15 protein-coding genes are annotated in these 15,995 nt (G+C 69.6%); 10 read left to right on the top strand and 5 right to left on the bottom strand.

Annotated elements, in window-relative coordinates:
* Positions 1 to 48: 48 nt before the first annotated feature.
* Genes E1P53_RS15020 through E1P53_RS15010 form a run of 3 tightly spaced genes read left to right on the top strand, consistent with a single transcriptional unit; the run spans position 49 to position 3,333 of the window.
* Complete coding sequence (locus E1P53_RS15020; RefSeq protein ID WP_131734780.1) at positions 49 to 474, top strand: DUF350 domain-containing protein; 426 nt, start codon at positions 49 to 51, stop codon at positions 472 to 474.
* Between the two features lie 49 nt (positions 475 to 523).
* Entirely contained in the window at positions 524 to 2,104 is a 1,581-nt protein-coding gene (locus E1P53_RS15015) for a polyamine aminopropyltransferase (RefSeq protein WP_131734779.1), read from the top strand.
* 38 nt (positions 2,105 to 2,142) lie between these two features.
* Complete coding sequence (locus tag E1P53_RS15010; RefSeq protein ID WP_006899946.1) at positions 2,143 to 3,333, top strand: sensor histidine kinase; 1,191 nt, start codon at positions 2,143 to 2,145, stop codon at positions 3,331 to 3,333.
* Positions 3,334 to 3,376: 43 nt separating this feature from the next.
* Here E1P53_RS15010 and E1P53_RS15005 read toward each other — a convergent pair whose 3' ends face one another.
* Both E1P53_RS15005 and E1P53_RS15000 read right to left on the bottom strand, forming a co-directional pair.
* Positions 3,377 to 4,363 (bottom strand): inorganic phosphate transporter, encoded by a 987-nt coding sequence (locus E1P53_RS15005; RefSeq protein ID WP_006899947.1) that lies wholly within the window; start codon positions 4,361 to 4,363, stop codon positions 3,377 to 3,379.
* 7 nt (positions 4,364 to 4,370) lie between these two features.
* Entirely contained in the window at positions 4,371 to 4,988 is a 618-nt protein-coding gene (locus E1P53_RS15000; RefSeq protein ID WP_006899948.1) for a DUF47 domain-containing protein, read from the bottom strand.
* Between the two features lie 261 nt (positions 4,989 to 5,249).
* On the opposite strand from E1P53_RS15000, the gene E1P53_RS14995 reads away from it, so the two are divergent.
* The 5 genes from E1P53_RS14995 to E1P53_RS14975 all read left to right on the top strand — a co-directional run bounded on the left by E1P53_RS14995 (position 5,250) and on the right by E1P53_RS14975 (position 10,329).
* The gene (locus E1P53_RS14995) at positions 5,250 to 6,113 is read left to right on the top strand and encodes a LytR/AlgR family response regulator transcription factor (RefSeq protein ID WP_244941201.1); all 864 of its coding nucleotides are present in this window, start codon (positions 5,250 to 5,252) and stop codon (positions 6,111 to 6,113) included.
* On the top strand, positions 6,047 to 6,379 hold the full coding sequence (locus tag E1P53_RS14990) for a hypothetical protein (RefSeq protein ID WP_244941200.1): 333 nt from the start codon (positions 6,047 to 6,049) through the stop codon (positions 6,377 to 6,379). Before E1P53_RS14995 ends, E1P53_RS14990 begins: the two co-directional genes overlap by 67 nt.
* A complete protein-coding gene (locus E1P53_RS14985) occupies positions 6,376 to 8,187 on the top strand; it encodes a sodium/solute symporter (RefSeq protein WP_131734778.1) in 1,812 nt (603 codons plus the stop codon). The genes E1P53_RS14990 and E1P53_RS14985 overlap by 4 nt, the downstream gene beginning before the upstream one ends.
* 154 nt (positions 8,188 to 8,341) lie before the next feature.
* Entirely contained in the window at positions 8,342 to 8,701 is a 360-nt protein-coding gene (locus E1P53_RS14980; RefSeq protein ID WP_131734777.1) for a DUF485 domain-containing protein, read from the top strand.
* Positions 8,698 to 10,329, top strand: a complete 1,632-nt coding sequence (locus E1P53_RS14975; RefSeq protein ID WP_006899953.1) for a monocarboxylic acid transporter — start codon at positions 8,698 to 8,700, stop codon at positions 10,327 to 10,329. The genes E1P53_RS14980 and E1P53_RS14975 overlap by 4 nt, the downstream gene beginning before the upstream one ends.
* A 247-nt stretch (positions 10,330 to 10,576) precedes the next feature.
* Here the strand turns inward: E1P53_RS14975 and E1P53_RS14970 are convergent, their stop codons facing one another.
* The gene (locus E1P53_RS14970; RefSeq protein ID WP_109239612.1) at positions 10,577 to 11,989 is read right to left on the bottom strand and encodes an amidase; all 1,413 of its coding nucleotides are present in this window, start codon (positions 11,987 to 11,989) and stop codon (positions 10,577 to 10,579) included.
* Positions 11,990 to 12,014: 25 nt separating this feature from the next.
* On the bottom strand, positions 12,015 to 12,641 hold the full coding sequence (locus tag E1P53_RS14965; protein WP_006899955.1) for a TetR/AcrR family transcriptional regulator: 627 nt from the start codon (positions 12,639 to 12,641) through the stop codon (positions 12,015 to 12,017).
* Between the two features lie 90 nt (positions 12,642 to 12,731).
* Between E1P53_RS14965 and E1P53_RS14960 the strand changes: the two genes are divergently transcribed.
* Entirely contained in the window at positions 12,732 to 13,985 is a 1,254-nt protein-coding gene (locus tag E1P53_RS14960; protein ID WP_131734776.1) for an MFS transporter, read from the top strand.
* Between the two features lie 13 nt (positions 13,986 to 13,998).
* Here E1P53_RS14960 and E1P53_RS14955 read toward each other — a convergent pair whose 3' ends face one another.
* Positions 13,999 to 14,604, bottom strand: coding sequence for a TetR/AcrR family transcriptional regulator (locus E1P53_RS14955; protein WP_109239615.1), 606 nt, complete (start codon positions 14,602 to 14,604; stop codon positions 13,999 to 14,001).
* A 195-nt stretch (positions 14,605 to 14,799) separates the two neighbouring features.
* Here E1P53_RS14955 and E1P53_RS14950 point away from each other — a divergent pair, with 195 nt between their 5' ends.
* Complete coding sequence (locus E1P53_RS14950) at positions 14,800 to 15,993, top strand: acyl-CoA dehydrogenase family protein (RefSeq protein WP_006899958.1); 1,194 nt, start codon at positions 14,800 to 14,802, stop codon at positions 15,991 to 15,993.
* The last annotated feature ends 2 nt before the right edge of the window (positions 15,994 to 15,995 follow it).

Here is a 15,995-nt window from a genome sequence, read left to right as displayed (position 1 = left end):
CACGACGTCCACGTCCACCCGCAACCAACCGAACCCAGGGAGATGACGATGCTCGCTGACCTCACCGAGAACGCCTACGCCGCAGGCGCTTACGCCGGTGTCGGCGTGATCCTGATGATCGTGGCGTTCGCGATCCTCGACCTGCTCACCCCCGGGAAGCTGCGCCACCAGCTGTGGGCGGACCGCAACCGCAACGCGGGAATCCTGGTGTCCTCCAACCTCTTCGCGGTCGCGATCATCGTCACCGCGTCGATCGTCGCGAGCGAGGGCCGGCTGCTGGAAGGACTCACCTACACCGCCGTCTACTCGGCCATCGGCCTCGCGGTGATGGCGGTGACCTTCCTCGTCATCGACGCGCTGACCCCGGGCAGGCTCGGCGAGCTCGTCGTCCACGAGGAGACCCACCCGGCCGTGTGGGTGCAGGCGGTCGCGCACCTCGGGGTCGCGATCATCATCGCCGCCTCGATCCTGTGACACGCCCCTCCCCCACCCCTTCGACACGTCCTGCGATGACCTCCCCGTCATGAGCACCACCGACACCGTCGACGACGCGCCGCCGGGCGATCCGGCGGCCGCCTGGCCCCGCCTGGCCCGATCGGCGCTGCTCGCCGTGGTGTTCGTCTGCGCCGCCTGCGGCCTCGTGTACGAGCTGGCGCTGGTCTCGCTCGGCTCGTTCCTGATCGGCAACACCGCCACGCAGGCGTCGATCGTCCTGTCGCTGATGGTGTTCGCGATGGGAGTCGGGTCCCTCGCCGCGAAACCGCTGCAACCGCGGTCGGTCACGGCCTTCGCCGTCGTCGAGCTGGCCCTGGCCCTCCTCGGCGGCCTGTCGGTGATGGCGCTCTATGCCGCGTTCGCCCATCTGGAGCTCTACACACCCGCCCTGATCGCGGTGGCCTTCGTCCTCGGCCTGCTGATCGGCGCGGAGATCCCGTTGCTCATGGTGTTGCTGCAGCGGATTCGACGCCAAGAGGCCGGGGCCGCGGTGGCGGACATGTTCGCGGTGGACTACATCGGCGCCCTCGTCGGCGGCCTGTGCTTCCCGTTCCTGTTACTGCCGTTGTTCGGTCAGCTCCGCGGCGCCCTGGTCGTCGGCCTGGTCAACGCCGCCGCCGGCTGCTTCCTGGTCTTCGTGATCTTCCGGAAGGCGTTGCGGCGCAGCCACCTCGTGGCGCTGTCGGTGGCGTCGCTCGTGGTGGTGGCGACCCTGATCGCCGCGCTCGTGCTGTCGACCCGGTTCGAGGTCACCGCCCGGCAGGCCCTCTACCGCGACCCGATCGTCGCATCCGCCCGCAGCGCGTACCAGGACATCGTGATCACCGAACGCGGCACCGGCGCCGGTCCCGACACCCGCCTGTACCTCAACGGCGACCTGCAGTTCTCCTCGATCGACGAGCACCGCTACCACGAGGCACTGGTGCATCCGGCCATGGCCGGCGCCCACGCGTCGGTCCTCATCCTCGGCGGCGGGGACGGGCTGGCGTTGCGGGAGGTGCTGCGCTACCCCGGTATCCGTGAGGTCACCCTCGTCGAACTCGATCCGGAGATGATCCGGCTGGCCCGCACCGACGAGCGCCTACGACGCCTCAACAAGGGATCGATGAGCGATCCGCGCGCCGAGATCGTCACCGCCGACGCCTTCGGCTGGCTCCGCCACACCGACCGCCGGTTCGACGTGATCGTCGTCGACATGCCCGATCCCGACGACACGGCCACCGCGAAGCTGTACTCGACCGAGTTCTACGCCATGGTCCGCGCCCACCTCGCCGACGGCGGCCGGGTGGTGGTGCAGGCCGGATCGCCGTACTTCGCCCCGAAGTCGTTCTGGTGCATCGCCTCCACCATGCGCGCCGCCGGCCTCCCGGCCACGCCGTACCACGTCGACGTCCCGGCGTTCGGGGACTGGGGTTTTCACCTGGCGAGCACGCGCGGGCCGGTCAGCCCGGCCGTCGAACCGCCGGAACCGCTGCGCTTCCTGAGCGCCGAGCAGCTCACCGCGGCCACGGTGTTCCCCCTCGATCGCCAACCGCTCGACCTGCCTCCGTCGACTCTGATGGACCCGCGCATCCTCCGCTACGCACAGGGCGAGTGGGCCACGTACTGACGCCGCGAACCGGCCGCGGCTCCCCGTAAGGTCGGATCATGACCGGCCAAGTCGCCATCGTCGGTGCCGTCCTCGCGCTGATCGTCGTCGTCGGCCTGATCGCCCTGATCCGGACCCGGCGGGTGGTCACCACGCCGACCGAGCGTGCGGTGCACTCGACCCTGCACACCGCGTCACTCGCGGCGCGTTCGCTGCGGACCGGACTGTCCGAGGAGTCTGCCCGGGAGGCACTGCCCCACCTCCGCACGCTCACGGCCGCGGAAGCCGTCGCCCTCTTCGACGACGAACCCAGAGAACTCGCGCACGAGCCCGCCGGCGACGACCTCTGGGACCCCGCGCTGCTGAACGCCGCGGCGAATGCGGCGTCGTCGGCCCGCGGCGACCAGCGTCGGGTGCTGGTCACCGATCCGTGCGGGGCGGACTCGCCCGTGCGCGCCCTCATCGCCCAACCTCTCGTCGCCGGCGAGGTCGACGTCGGCGTCCTCGTCGTCGCGACGACCCGACGCCCCGGGCCGGGCATGCTCGGGGCCGTCGCCGAGGTCGCGCGGTACGTGTCGAGCCAGATCGAACTCGCCGAGCTCGACGCCTCCCGGGCCCGTCTCGACCGGGCCGAGGTCCTGGCGTTGCGCGCCCAGATCAGCCCGCACTTCATCTACAACGCGCTCAACACCATCGCCTCGTTCGTGCGCACCGACCCCGACCGCGCCCGCGAGCTCGTCCTCGACTTCGCCGACTTCACCCGTTATTCGTTCCGGGCCAGCGGCGAGTACACAGTGCTCGCCGACGAGTTGCGCAACATCGACCGCTACCTGACCCTCGAGCGCGCGCGGTTCGGCAACTCGCTCGACGTGCGGCTGCACGTGGCGCCGGAGGTCCTCAACGTCGTCGTGCCGTTCCTCGCCCTGCAACCGCTCGTGGAGAACGCCGTCCGGCACGGCCTGGCGCCGAAGGGCGGCGGAACGATCACGATCACCGCGGCCGACGAGGGCACCGACTGCGTCATCACCGTCGAGGACGACGGCGTCGGCATGGACCCGGAATTGCTGCGTTCCGGCGCGATCGACGCGCTGGACCCCGGCGAGGGCGCACACGTCGGGCTCACCAACGTCGACCACCGGCTGCGCGCGGCCTTCGGCAACGACTACGGCCTGGTGGTCGAGACCGCCGTCGGAGCCGGCACGAAGGTCGGCATGCGGGTCCCCAAGTTCCGGGCCGGCATCCACGCGTGACGGCCGGTCCGAGCGGGCCGGCCCCATCGGACGGGCGGCCGGACTAGGTGAAGATCCTCGCCACCGCGAACGTGAGCGCGGCGAACGCCGCGGCCGCGGGGAACGTGGTGATCCAGGCGGCGGCCATGTTCCCGGCCATGCCCCAGCGGACCGCGCTGGTGCGCTTGGTGGAACCGACGCCCATGATCGCCGACGAGATGACGTGCGTCGTCGAGATCGGGGCGCCCATGCCGGCCGACGCGACGTAGAGCACCGACGCCGCGGTCGCCTCGGCGGCGAATCCCTGCGGCGGGTCGAGTTCGATGATCTTGCGGCCGAGGGTGCGCATGATCCGCATGCCGCCGGTGGCGGTGCCGATGGCCAGGACGACCGCGGTGAGCAGGAAGCACCACAGCGGGATGTGGTAGTCGTCCTGGTAGCCCGCGACGACGAGCGCGAGGACGACGATGCCCATGGTCTTCGCCGCGTCCTGCATACCGTGGCCGAAGGCCATCATCGCCGCCGACACCGTCTGCGCGTGGCGGAAGCGGCGGCCCGTGACCGCAGGAGAGGCGTTGCGGAACAGCCACATGATGGCGAGCATCGCCGCGGCGCCGAGCACGAAGCCGGCGAGGGGCGAGACGACCATCGGGATCAGGATCTTCTCGACCACGCCGCTCCAGAGAACGGTCACACCGCCGACGAGCGCTGCGCCGACCATGCCGCCGATCAGCGCGTGCGACGAGGAGGACGGCAGGCCGAACCACCAGGTGATGAGGTTCCAGCCGATTGCTCCCACCAGGGCGCAGCCGACGAGGAGCAACGCGTCGGGACCGACCTTGAGGTCGATGATCCCCGAGCCGACCGTGCTCGCCACCTTGGCGCCGAAGAACGATCCGATCAGGTTCCCGACCGCGGCCATCGCGAGGGCCGCCCGCAGGGTGAGGGCCCGGGTCGACACCGAGGTCGCGATCGCGTTGGCAGAGTCGTGGAAGCCGTTGGTGAACGTGAAGGCCATCGCGAGGCCGATCACCACGAGAAGTCCGAACACAGGAGTGTCACGACTCCTTGAGGACGATGGTCTCGACGATGTTGGCGACCTTCTCGAACGAGTCCGCGGCGTCCTCGAACTCGTCGGCGACGTCCTTGAGCTTCATCACCGTGAGCGCGTCGAGATGGCCGTCGAAGAGGTAGGCGAGGAAGGTCCGGTAGACGTGGTCGGCCCGGTTCTCGAGATCGTTGATCTCGATCCAGTAGCGCTCGAGGTCCTTCATCCCGGCCAGGCGAGGCATCGCGTCGGCGGTCACGCTCGCGCAGGTGTCGAGGATCTCGACCATCTCGCGCAGCTGCCCCGGGAGCTCGGAGACGTTGTAGAGGGCCATGAGGTGGGTCGCGGCCTCGATGTGGTCCATCACGTCGTCGAGGCTGGACCCGAGGACGTAGATGTCGGACCGGTCGAACGGGGTGATGAAGCTCGAGTTGACCGTCCGGAACATCTCATGGGTGATGCGGTCGCAGTCGTGTTCGAGCTCGAGCATGCGTCGTGCCGTCGCCTCGATGTCCGGCTCTGGCTCGAGCAGACCGGTGAGAGCCTTGGTCCCATCCGCCAGGCAGCGCGCCGAGGACGTGAACAACCCGTAGAAGAGATCGTTCCTGGGTTTGAACCGGGAGAACACCGTGTCTTTCTTCCTAACTTCCGTCCAACGCGGCGAGGCGACGCTGTGCACACATCGTCGTGTGCGGCGTCTGCCGTCGGGATGGCCGTGCACAGCGTATCGAGAACCCGGAGGGACGCAGCCATGCGACCGGACTTTTTCTCGAATTCATCCTCCCCTGGCCCCGACATCCACTTCCCGGAGACGGCTCCGGAGCACCTCGCGCAGGGTACGATCCCCCTGTTCACCTGGGTCGCGCAGGGACGCACAGGGAGGTGATGGATGTCCGCGCTGGCAGTGCTCGCGGTAGACGACGAACCGCCTGCCCTCGACGAACTCACCTACCTGCTGTCCCGCCAGGACGATGTCGACGAGGTTCTCGCGGCGAGCGATGCCACCGACGCCCTGCGCGAACTCAACTCCCACCGGGTCGACGCGATCTTCCTCGACATCAACATGCCCGGGTTGTCCGGGCTGGAGCTCGCCGGCGTCCTCGCCAAGTACGCGGACCCGCCGATGATCGTGTTCGTCACCGCCCACGAGGACAAGGCCGTCGACGCCTTCGATGTCGGGGCCGTCGACTATCTGCTCAAGCCGCTCCGCGAGGAACGCCTTGCCCAGGCCCTCTCGCGGGTCCGCGCCGCCCTCGAGGCTCGCACCCGGGCGTCGGCGCCGGCCCCCGCGCCGGAGCCGGCCGATCGCACCGCCCGCGCCGCCGCGTCCGACGACGTCATCCCGGTCGAGATGAGCGGGGTCACCTCGCTGGTGCGCCGGGACACCATCTCCTGGGTGGAGGCGGTCGGCGACTATGCGCGGCTACATGCCGAATCCGGCTCGCACCTCGTGCGGATCCCGCTGTCGACCCTCGAATCACGGTGGCAGGACAAGGGTTTCGCCCGCGTCCACCGCTCGTACCTGGTGTCGCTGCCCATGGTCACCGGGCTGCGGACCTCGGGCGGCCAGACGCTGGTCGCCGTGCGACCACCCGCGACCACGCCTGACGGACGGCCGCCCAGACGATGTCGCAGAACCCGCCACAACGCGAACGGGTGGTGCTCGCCCAGCGCCGCGGGGCGCGGATGGTCCGCACCCGCGTCGAGGTCCAGGAGCAGACCGAGATCGGCGACGCCCTCGTCCGGGGCCTGATGCGCGCCCAACTCGGACTCGGGTTGCGCCTCGGCCTGGGCCTGGTGGTCGTGGTCGTGGCGATCCCGCTGCTGGTCTTCGCGTTCCCGGAGGTCGCGGCCGCGACCGTCTTCGGCATCCGGGTCACGTGGATCGCGCTCGGACTCCTGGCGTACCCGGTCATCTACCTGACGGGCCTGCTGTACGTGCGCCTGGCCGAGAACGCCGAACGCGACTTCATGAGCCTCGTCGACGACGAGGAGTCCGAGGTGGGCGGCGGCCCGTGAACGGCGTCGACGTCCTCACCGCCGTCGCCCTGTTCGCCGCCGCGTTCGCCACGATCGCCGTCGGTGCCTGGGGCGGCCGGTTCTCGCGCACCACCTCCGACTTCCTGGTGGCCTCGCGCGCCGTCGGCCCGCGCTGGAACGCCGCCGCGGTGTCCGGCGAATACCTCTCGGCCGCATCATTTCTCGGCGTCGCCGGCCTGATCGCGAAGTACGGCGCCGATGCGCTGTGGTATCCGGTGGGATTCACCGCCGGATACCTGGGCCTGCTGCTGTTCGTCGCGGCGCCACTGCGCCGGTCCGGGGCCTACACCGTGCCCGACTTCGCGGAGTTCCGGCTCTCGTCGACGGCCGTCCGCAAGACGGCGATGGTCGTGGTGGTCGTGGTCTGCGTGCTCTATCTGATCCCGCAGTTCCAGGGCGCCGGCCTGACGCTCAACATCCTGCTGGGTGTTCCGGTGTGGGTCGGCGGCGTCGCCGTCGGCACCATCGTCATCGTCAACGTGGTCGGCGGCGGGATGCGGTCGATCACCTTCGTCCAGGCGTTCCAGTACTGGCTCAAGCTGACGGCCATCGCGATCCCGACGCTCGTGCTGATCGGGGTGTTCGCCGGCGACCCCCAGCCGGTCGGCGACCCCGCGCCGCCGCGCGTGAGCGCGCCGACCACCGTCGACGTCACCACCGACGTCGTCGTCACCGTGACCGAGCCGAAGGGGGTGCGGATCACCGGAACCCTCGACGGAACCGAGGTCCACGCCCGGGTGCCGACGCCCGGACGGCACGTCATCGAGGCGGACTCGGTCATCGCCCTCGACGCCGGCGCCGCGACCCCCGTCGTGGACGGGGCGCCCGTCGACGGCTCGGACTGGGTCGCGTCGGGCGACGGTTTCGGCGATCGCCATCCGCTGTTCCAGGTGCTGTCCCTGGTGATCGCCACCTTCCTGGGCGTCATGGGGCTGCCACATGTCCTGGTGCGCTTCTACACCAATCCCGACGGCCGCACCGCGCGGCGGACGGCCCTCGCCGCGATCGCTCTGCTGTCCCTGTTCTATCTCTTCCCCGTGCTCCTGGGCGTCTTCTCGCGGCTCTACGTGCCCGAGCTCTTGATCACCGGCGCCTCCGACGCCGCGGTGCTGCTGTTGCCGAGCGCGACCATCGGCGGACCGGCCGGACAGGCCCTGGCGGCCCTCGTCGCCGCGGGCGCGATCGCGGCCTTCCTCGCCACCTCGTCGGGCCTTCTGGTGTCCGTCGCCGGCGCATTGTCCACCGACGTCCTGCGCGGACGGGTCCGCGACTTCCGTGTCGCGGCGGTCGCCGGCGGCGGCATCGCCGTCGCATTGTCGCTCGCGGCCGGGTCGCTCGAGTTGTCCCGGACGGTGGGCCTCGTCTTCGCGGTCGCAGCCTCGACGCTCTGCCCGCTGCTGGTCCTCGGGATCTGGTGGCGCGGACTCACCGCGCCAGGCGCGATCGCCGGGCTGGTCGTCGGCGGCCTCTCGTCCGGCATCGCGACGAGTCTCGCGATCGCCGGCGTCGTCGACGACTCCGTCCTCGACGGATGGCTGTCGGTGGTGGTCGGCTACCCCGCGGCCGTGACCGTGCCGCTCGCCTTCGGGACGATGATCCTCGTGAGCCTCTCGACGCGCAGCCGGCTACCCGGCGACCTCTCACGCACCTTCGCCCGGATGCACGTTCCCGAACGCGTCGGCATGGGCATAGACCGTCTGCCGGGCCGCGCCGACGACGAACCGGGGCGCGACCGGACCGCGGACGGCCCGTCGACGGAGGGCCGGGACCGGCATCCGAGGGGCTGACCGCTCACCGTTCGTCGCGGCGCAGCGACCGTCCGTCGCAGAGACCGCGGGATTCGGCGTGTGACACACGACACCTGATTGTGTGTGACCTGCGCCTCACCCACTCTGTTCTCCGTAGTGCCGTCACATGCGACGCGGCGGCAAACGAATCCCGATGGAGGACACCGTGTCAACCAATCCCACAGTGGCTACACCCGTGCCGACGGGCGAGCAGTTCGTCGAGATGCAGCACAGCCCCCAATTCCAGGAACTCAAGTCCAGGCTGCGCAGGTTCGTGTTCCCGATGACCGCGTTCTTCCTCGTCTGGTACGCGGTCTACGTCCTGCTCGGCGCGTTCGCCGACGGTTTCATGGCGATCAAGGTCTGGGGCGACATCAACGTCGGACTCATCCTCGGCCTGCTGCAGTTCATCACCACCTTCGTGATCACCGGCCTCTACGTGCGCTTCGCGAACCGTCAGCTCGACCCGCGCGCCGAGGCGCTCCGCAACGAGATGGAAGGCGCGACCCTGTGAAGACCCTCGACCTCGCCGCCACCGTCGGCAGTCCCGTAGTCAACATCTCGATCTTCGTCGCCTTCGTCGCGGTGACGATGTACATCGTCATCCGGGCCAGCAAGAACAACAACTCGGCCGCGGACTTCTTCACCGGCGGCCGCGGATTCTCCGGCCCGCAGAACGGCATCGCGATCGCCGGCGACTACCTGTCGGCGGCCAGCTTCCTCGGCATCGCCGGCGCCATCGCGGTCTACGGCTACGACGGATTCCTGTATTCGATCGGCTTCCTCGTCGCCTGGCTCGTGGCCCTGCTGCTCGTCGCCGAACTCCTGCGCAACACAGGCAAGTTCACGATGGCCGACGTGCTCAGCTTCCGGCTCAAGCAGCGCCCCGTCCGGCTGGCCGCCGCCATCTCGACGCTCGCGGTGTCGCTGTTCTACCTGCTCGCCCAGATGGCCGGCGCCGGCGGGCTCGTCGCCCTGCTGCTCGACATCGACAGCCGTCTCGGCCAGTCGATCGTGATCGCCGTCGTCGGCGCCCTGATGATCGTCTACGTCCTCGTCGGCGGCATGAAGGGCACCACCTGGGTGCAGATCATCAAGGCGGTCCTGCTCATCAGCGGCGCGGCCATCATGACCTTCATCGTGCTCGCCAAGTTCGGCATGAACCTCTCCTCGATCCTCGGCTCGGCCCAGGACGCGATCGCCGGTTCCGCAGACGAACAGGTCGCGGCGCGTGACGTTCTCGCCCCCGGCGCCCAGTACGGCGGTTCCCTGGAGTCCAAGATCAACTTCCTGTCGCTGGCCATCGCGCTGGTCCTTGGCACCGCCGGCCTGCCCCACGTCCTGATGCGCTTCTACACGGTCCCGACCGCGAAAGAGGCCCGCAAGTCGGTGGTCTGGGCGATCGCGCTCATCGGCGCCTTCTACCTGTTCACCCTGATCCTCGGCTACGGCGCGGCCGCCCTGGTCGGACCCGACAAGATCCTCGCCGCGGCCGGCGGCCAGAACGCGGCGGCCCCGCTGCTTGCTTTCGAACTCGGCGGTGTGGTGCTCCTCGGGGTCATCTCGGCGGTGGCGTTCGCGACGATCCTCGCGGTGGTCGCCGGTCTCGCCATCACCGCGTCGGCGTCCTTCGCCCACGACATCTACGCGTCGGTCATCAAGCGCAACAAGGTGAGTGAGGACGACCAGGTCCGCGTCTCGCGCTACACCGTTGTCGTGCTGGGCGTCCTCGGCATCGTGCTCGGCATCCTCGCCAACGGGCAGAACATCGCCTTCCTGGTGGCGCTCGCCTTCGCGATCGCCGCGGCGGCCAACCTGCCGACCATCGTGTACTCCCTCTACTGGAAGCGGTTCAACACCCGCGGCGCCCTGTGGAGCATGTACGGCGGCCTGATCTCCACGATCGTCCTGATCGTCTTCTCCCCCGCCGTCTCCGGCTCGGCGTCGTCGATGATCCCGGGCGCCGACTTCGCGTGGTTCCCGCTGGCCAACCCGGGCATCGTCTCGATCCCGCTGGCCTTCGTCCTCGGCATCATCGGCACCCTGACCTCGCCGTCGGACACCGGCGACGTCGAGCGCAGCGCGGAGATGGAGGTCCGTTCCCTCACGGGCATCGGCGCGGAGAAGGCCGTGCAGCACTAGAGGTTTCGACAGATCCACCGCTGTTCGGCAGACCCGCCGCCCGATCGGGTGGCGGGTCTGCCGATGTCTGGTGGGGCGTCCCCGTGAACGGCGAGCACCGACGTCGACGAACTGGCGCTTCCGGACGTGTCTGGGCAGATCCGAGATCCCGGGTCACTGTTCGATCCGCGACGTGCGGTCCAGGCAGACGTCGGAGTGTGACGTCCTCGTCGTCGACTGCGAGAAAACCGTTGGCGTCGAACGTCGTTCAGGCATCCTGGATCCGCGCGAACGGCCGCGCCGCCTCGAGCTCGAACGCCAGCTCCAGCAGCGTCTTCTCGTCGCCCAGGTCGGCGGCGAACTGGATGCCGATCGGGATGCCGTTCGTCGACTGCGCGAGCGGCAGGCTGATGGCCGGGGTGCCTGCGGTGTTGTTGGCGGGAGTGAACGCGACGTAGCGGGTGAGGCGGTCCATCGCCTCGTCGAAATCGACGCCCGGATCGAGGTAGCCGATCTCCGGGGGCGTGTGCCCGAGCGTCGGCGAGAGGATGACGTCGAACTGGTCGTGGAGGCTCCGGAACGCAGCGGTGGCCCGGCGAAGGCCGCGGATCGACGACGGCATCCGGTAGAGATGGCGAAGGCAATGGCGGGACAGGCCGCGGGTCAGTCCGTCGAGCTGCTTGCGGTCGAATCCCTTGTCGAACAACCTCTTTCCGGTGCGGTCCAACGCGAAGGCGAGTAGGGCCCAGTAGTCGATGAACTGCCGGACGTAGGCGCGGTCGACCGGCAGCGGCACCATCTCGGTGCGGTGGCCCAGCGTCTCGACCAGTTCGGCGATGTCGGTCACGGCCTTGTGGGTCTCGCGGTCGAGCAGCTGCCCGGTGAGCGGTTCGGTGACCAGCGCGATCTTCAGGCGCCTGGCCCCCGGTCCCTCCACCAGCCCCACCGGCGGCAGGTCGCCGACCGGCCGGATGCGCTCGGCGTCGGCGATGAATCGCGCGGTGTCGCGCACGGTCCGGCTCACGATCCCGTTGCTCACGAGGTCGATCGGGGCGTCCTTGGTCTCCTTCGCCGGCGCGGTCCGCCCGCGGGTCGGCTTCAGGCCCACGAGTCCGCACGCGGCCGCCGGGATGCGGATGGAGCCGCCGCCGTCGTTGGCGTGCGCGATCGGCAGTGCGCCGGCGGCGACCAGCGCCGCCGAACCGCCCGACGACCCGCCGGCCGAGTAGTCGGTGTCCCATGGGTTGCGCGTGGGCTCGCGGTCGACGAACTCGGTCGTGGCGGTGAGCCCGAACGCGGGCAGCGTCGTCGCGCCGACGATGTTGACACCGGTGGCCAGGAACTGGTCGGTGAACGCCTCGTTCGCCGTCGCCGGGCGGTCCGACACGGCTGCCGATCCGTGCCGGGTCGGCAGACCCGCGTACTCGGTGTTGTTCTTGATGGCCGACGGCACCCCGGCGAACGCACCATGCGGAAAGTCGTTGTCGACGGCGCGCTTTCGCGCACGTTCCCGGTCGTCGAACGCGATCGCGTTCAGTACCGGGTTGACCTTGTCGATCCGCGCCAGTGCCGCCTCGACGGCCTCGTCGGACGAGATCTCGCCCGCCGCGATCCGCTCCGCGATGCCGACGCCGTCCAACTCCCCGAGCGCGTCGTCTGTGAACGCATGAACCCTCTTCATGCCCGGACCATATCGTTACTCGGGCCTACTCGGGGCTGCTGACGGAAAACGCCAGGACGTCGTCCACGAGCTCGGTCGCATACGACTCGTCGACCGGCAACCCGAACACCGCGTGGTGATAGAGCGGGGCGATCACGTGGTCGAGGAGCTGACGCACCGACGGCGTCGACTCGCCGCGGCCCCGCGCCCGGGCGATCATCTCCTCGGCCTGCTCCCGGCGGATCTCCCAGCACGGGCACACCTCGACGACGTCGTCCCGGGCGGACACCATCGCACGCAGATACGCGCGTCGCTTCGGCCGTCCGATGTCGGCGGCGATGATGCGGGCCCACTCGGCGACGTCCCCGCGGAGACCCCCGGTGTCCGGCAGCGGCTCCCCCTGGGTGAGGGCGGCCACCGCCACCTCCCCGAGCAGGGCGTCGATCGACCCCCAGCGACGATAGATGCTGGTGGGGTTCACGCCGGCGAGGTCGGCGACCTGCGGGATCGTCATCGTCTCGCGCTGTCCCGCGCCCACGAGTTGCCCGACCGCGGTGAACACGGCCGATTGCACCCGCGCGCTGCGGCCACCGGGTCGCCTGGAGGCCCCGGGTCGCTTCGGCTCCCCGGAAGCGGGAGTGTCCGCCCGGGCGTTCGCATCACCGGTAGCCATGCGACCATTATTGCAAATCCAATTGCTTTTAGAGTCGGGGCGCACGTATCGTCAGGCTTAATGCAAAGCATTTTGCGTTAAGGAGACGAGATGGCACCGCTGCACCCGCATCGCGCGTTCTGGCTGATCGCCGCGACCTACGTGATGGTGCTGTTCGCCTCGGCTGCACCGTCGCCGCTCTACCCCGTCTACCAGGAACTCTGGGGTTTCTCCGCCCTGACGCTGACCCTGGTGTTCGCCGTCTACGTCGTGACGATGCTGTTGAGCCTGTTGACCGTCGGATCGTTGTCCGACCACATCGGACGTCGCCCGGTCCTCGCCGTCGCGCTGGCCCTCCTGATCGGCAGCATGATCCTGTTCGTGGTCGCCGGCGACGTCGGCACCCTGCTCGCGGCCCGGGCACTTCAGGGCCTGGCGACCGGTGCGGCGATGGGCACGCTGACCGCCACCACCGTCGACCTCCAGCCCACCGCACGACTGGGTTCGATGATCATCGGCGCCGCCCCGGCATTCGGCCTCGCCACCGGCGTCGGCGTCGCCGGGTTGCTCGTCGAATACGCGCCGGCGCCCCGCGTCCTCGTCTACGAGATCATCCTGGGCCTGTTCGCGGCGCTCCTGATCGCCCTGCTCGTCGTCCCCGAGACCCGGGACGCCGCCGGGTTCCGCTCCCGGCGTCACCTGGCAGCGACCATCGCGCCCCGGGCGCGCGTCCCCCGCGAGGTCCGGGGCGTCTTCCTCGCCGCGGTGCCCACGCTCATCGCGACCTGGTCGCTGGGCGGCCTCTACCTCTCGCTCGGATCGTCGGTCGTCGCCAAGGTCTTCGGGGTCGCCAACCACGGCTGGGCCGGCCTCATCCTGTTCTCCTTCTTCGCCAGCGCGACGGTCACGTCCCTGTTCGTGACCGTCCGCACGGCGGCGGCCAAGCAGGCCTACGGCTATCCGACCCTCGCGCTGGGCGTGCTGCTCTCGCTGTCCGGGGTGCTCGCCGAGTCGCTCCCGCTCTACATCCTCGGCTCGATCGTCGCCGGATCCGGCTGGGCGGCGACCTTCCTCAGCGCGATGGACACGATCACCGCGGCGACCCCGCAGGCCCAGCGCGGCCAGGTCTTCTCGTCGGTGTTCGTCGCGAGCTACCTGGCGTTCAGCGTGCCGGCCGTGATCGCGGGGGTCGTGGTGCCGCACATCGGACTCCGCGCCACGGTCATCGGCTACGTCGGCTACGTCCTGGTGGTCGCGGTGATCGGCGCCGTGCTCGCGGTCGCCACGCGTCGCGCGGCGGCCCGTGCGGCGACCTCGCCCTCGGTGCGCGTCGAGGACCGGGAGGCGGCACCCGCCGACCGGTGACCGGCCGGGACCGTCACCGGTCCCGCACGCCCACCATGCGCGTCGCGAGGTCCGCGTAGAACCGTCCCATCTCCTCCGGGGACAGCCCCTTCTCCGGCCGGTACCAGCGCGCGACGTCGATGCCCATCGACAGCATCGCGTTTGTGGTGGCCTGCGCGTCGGCGACATCGAAGTCGCCGGCGGCAATGCCCGCGTCGACGATCGCGCGCACCCGGCGGGTGATCTCTCGACGCAGTTCCATGACCGTGTCGAGGTGCTCGGGCGCCAGCGCGGCCAGTTCGTAGTTCACCACCCGCCCGCCGACGTGCTCGCGCGCGTGATGTCCGGTGAACGCCGAGATCACCGCCCGGAGCCTCTCTGCGGGCGGGGCCGAGGCGTCGTCGACGTCGTCGATCACGTCCAGGATGCGCCGGTGCCCCGCCTCGGAGAGCTCGAACAGCAGCTCCTCCTTGGAGCGGAAGTGCACGTAGACCGCGGCCGAGCTCATCTTCGCGCCGTTGGCGATGTCGCGCGTCGTGGTGGCGTTGAACCCCTTGGCGGCGAAGGCCTCGAGCGCGGCCGCGAGAAGTCGCTGACGTGCCGCCGCCGATTTCGACGACGTCCCGGTCGACGAGACCACACCTCACCCCTGTCCGCTGCGATGGTTGTCGCCCGCCGTGAGCCGATTGACACAGCACATCGGGCGGGGCATAGTGCAACATATCACTAAGCAAGCGCTTAGTCAGCGGGCGGTCGACCGGGAAATCCCACGTCACATCGCCTGCGACCGGTGTCGCCGAACACCCGGCAACCCTCGACAGGAGTAGAAGAACCCATGCAGCTGAAGTTCAGTCCGGAGGAAGAGGCGTTCCGCGAGGAACTGCGCAGCATCTTCGCGAAGGTCCCCGAGGACCTGCGCAAGCGCAACGAAGAGGGGAAGCTCAACTACCCCGACGACATCATCACCTCGGCGCGCATCCTCAACGAGCACGGCGTGCATGTTCCGAACTGGCCGGTCGAGTGGGGCGGCAAGGACTGGACCCCGATCCAGTTCCACATCTACCGCGAGGAGATGAACCTGGCGTTCGTGCCCGAGCCGCTGCCGTTCAACGCCGGCATGATCGGCCCCGTGATCGCCCAGTTCGGCTCGCAGGAGATGAAGGAACGCTTCCTGCCGAAGACCGCCAACCTCGACATCTGGTGGTGCCAGGGATTCTCCGAGCCCGAGGCCGGCTCCGACCTCGCCTCCCTCAAGACCCGCGCGGTCCGCGACGGCGACCACTACGTCATCAACGGCCAGAAGACCTGGACCACGCTCGGCCAGTTCGCCGACTGGATCTTCCTGCTCGCCCGCACCAACCCGGACGTCAAGAAGCAGGCCGGCATCAGCATGTTCCTGATCCCGATGGACACCCCGGGCATCGAGCTGCGTCCGATCCAGCTGATCGACGGCAGCTACGAGGTCAACGAGGTCTTCTTCAACGACGTCAAGGTGCCCGCCGAGAACATGGTCGGCGAGGAGAACAGCGGCTGGACCCAGGCCAAGTTCCTGCTGGGCAACGAGCGCAGCGGCATCGCCCGCGTCGGCTACACCAAGACCAACCTCGCCCGCGCAAAGCGTCTCGCCGCGCAGACCAAGACCGCTCACGGCACCCTGCTCGACGACCCGCTGTTCGCCGCCCGGCTCGCCGAGGTGGAGAACGAGCTGCTGGCCCTCGAGGTCACCCAGCTGCGCGTGGCCGCGTCGTCGGCCGACGGCAAGCCGAACCCGGCGTCGTCGCTGCTGAAGCTCAAGGGCAGCCAGCTGCAGCAGGCCGCCAAGGAGCTCCTCGCCGACATCGCCGGCCCGGATTCGCTCCCGGTCGCCGAGGTCGCCGCCGACGCCCCGAACGGCAGCGCCCGGGTGTCGGCACCCGAGTGGGCCCAGCTGGCCGCGCCGGAATACCTCAACTACCGCAAGGTCTCGATCTACGGCGGCTCCTCGGAGGTCCAGCGCCAGATCATCGACAAGGCCGTCCTCGGCCTCTGATC

This window comes from Gordonia paraffinivorans, from assembly GCF_900683595.1.
GTDB lineage: Bacteria > Actinomycetota > Actinomycetes > Mycobacteriales > Mycobacteriaceae > Gordonia > Gordonia paraffinivorans.
The sequence above is the reverse complement of the archived record's forward strand: the minus strand, read 5'-3'. Positions and strand labels throughout refer to the sequence as shown.

Excerpts from the sequence above, each read along its gene's own strand:
- E1P53_RS15020 (WP_131734780.1), top strand. The coding sequence starts at position 49 with ATGCTCGCTGACCTCACCGAGAACGCCTACGCCGCAGGCGCTTACGCC.
- E1P53_RS15015 (WP_131734779.1), top strand. The coding sequence starts at position 524 with ATGAGCACCACCGACACCGTCGACGACGCGCCGCCGGGCGATCCGGCG.
- E1P53_RS15010 (WP_006899946.1), top strand. The coding sequence starts at position 2,143 with ATGACCGGCCAAGTCGCCATCGTCGGTGCCGTCCTCGCGCTGATCGTC.
- E1P53_RS14995 (WP_244941201.1), top strand. The coding sequence starts at position 5,250 with ATGTCCGCGCTGGCAGTGCTCGCGGTAGACGACGAACCGCCTGCCCTC.
- E1P53_RS14990 (WP_244941200.1), top strand. The coding sequence starts at position 6,047 with ATGGTCCGCACCCGCGTCGAGGTCCAGGAGCAGACCGAGATCGGCGAC.
- E1P53_RS14980 (WP_131734777.1), top strand. The coding sequence starts at position 8,342 with ATGGAGGACACCGTGTCAACCAATCCCACAGTGGCTACACCCGTGCCG.
- E1P53_RS14970 (WP_109239612.1), bottom strand. The coding sequence starts at position 11,989 with ATGAAGAGGGTTCATGCGTTCACAGACGACGCGCTCGGGGAGTTGGAC.
- E1P53_RS14965 (WP_006899955.1), bottom strand. The coding sequence starts at position 12,641 with ATGGCTACCGGTGATGCGAACGCCCGGGCGGACACTCCCGCTTCCGGG.
- E1P53_RS14960 (WP_131734776.1), top strand. The coding sequence starts at position 12,732 with ATGGCACCGCTGCACCCGCATCGCGCGTTCTGGCTGATCGCCGCGACC.
- E1P53_RS14950 (WP_006899958.1), top strand. The coding sequence starts at position 14,800 with ATGCAGCTGAAGTTCAGTCCGGAGGAAGAGGCGTTCCGCGAGGAACTG.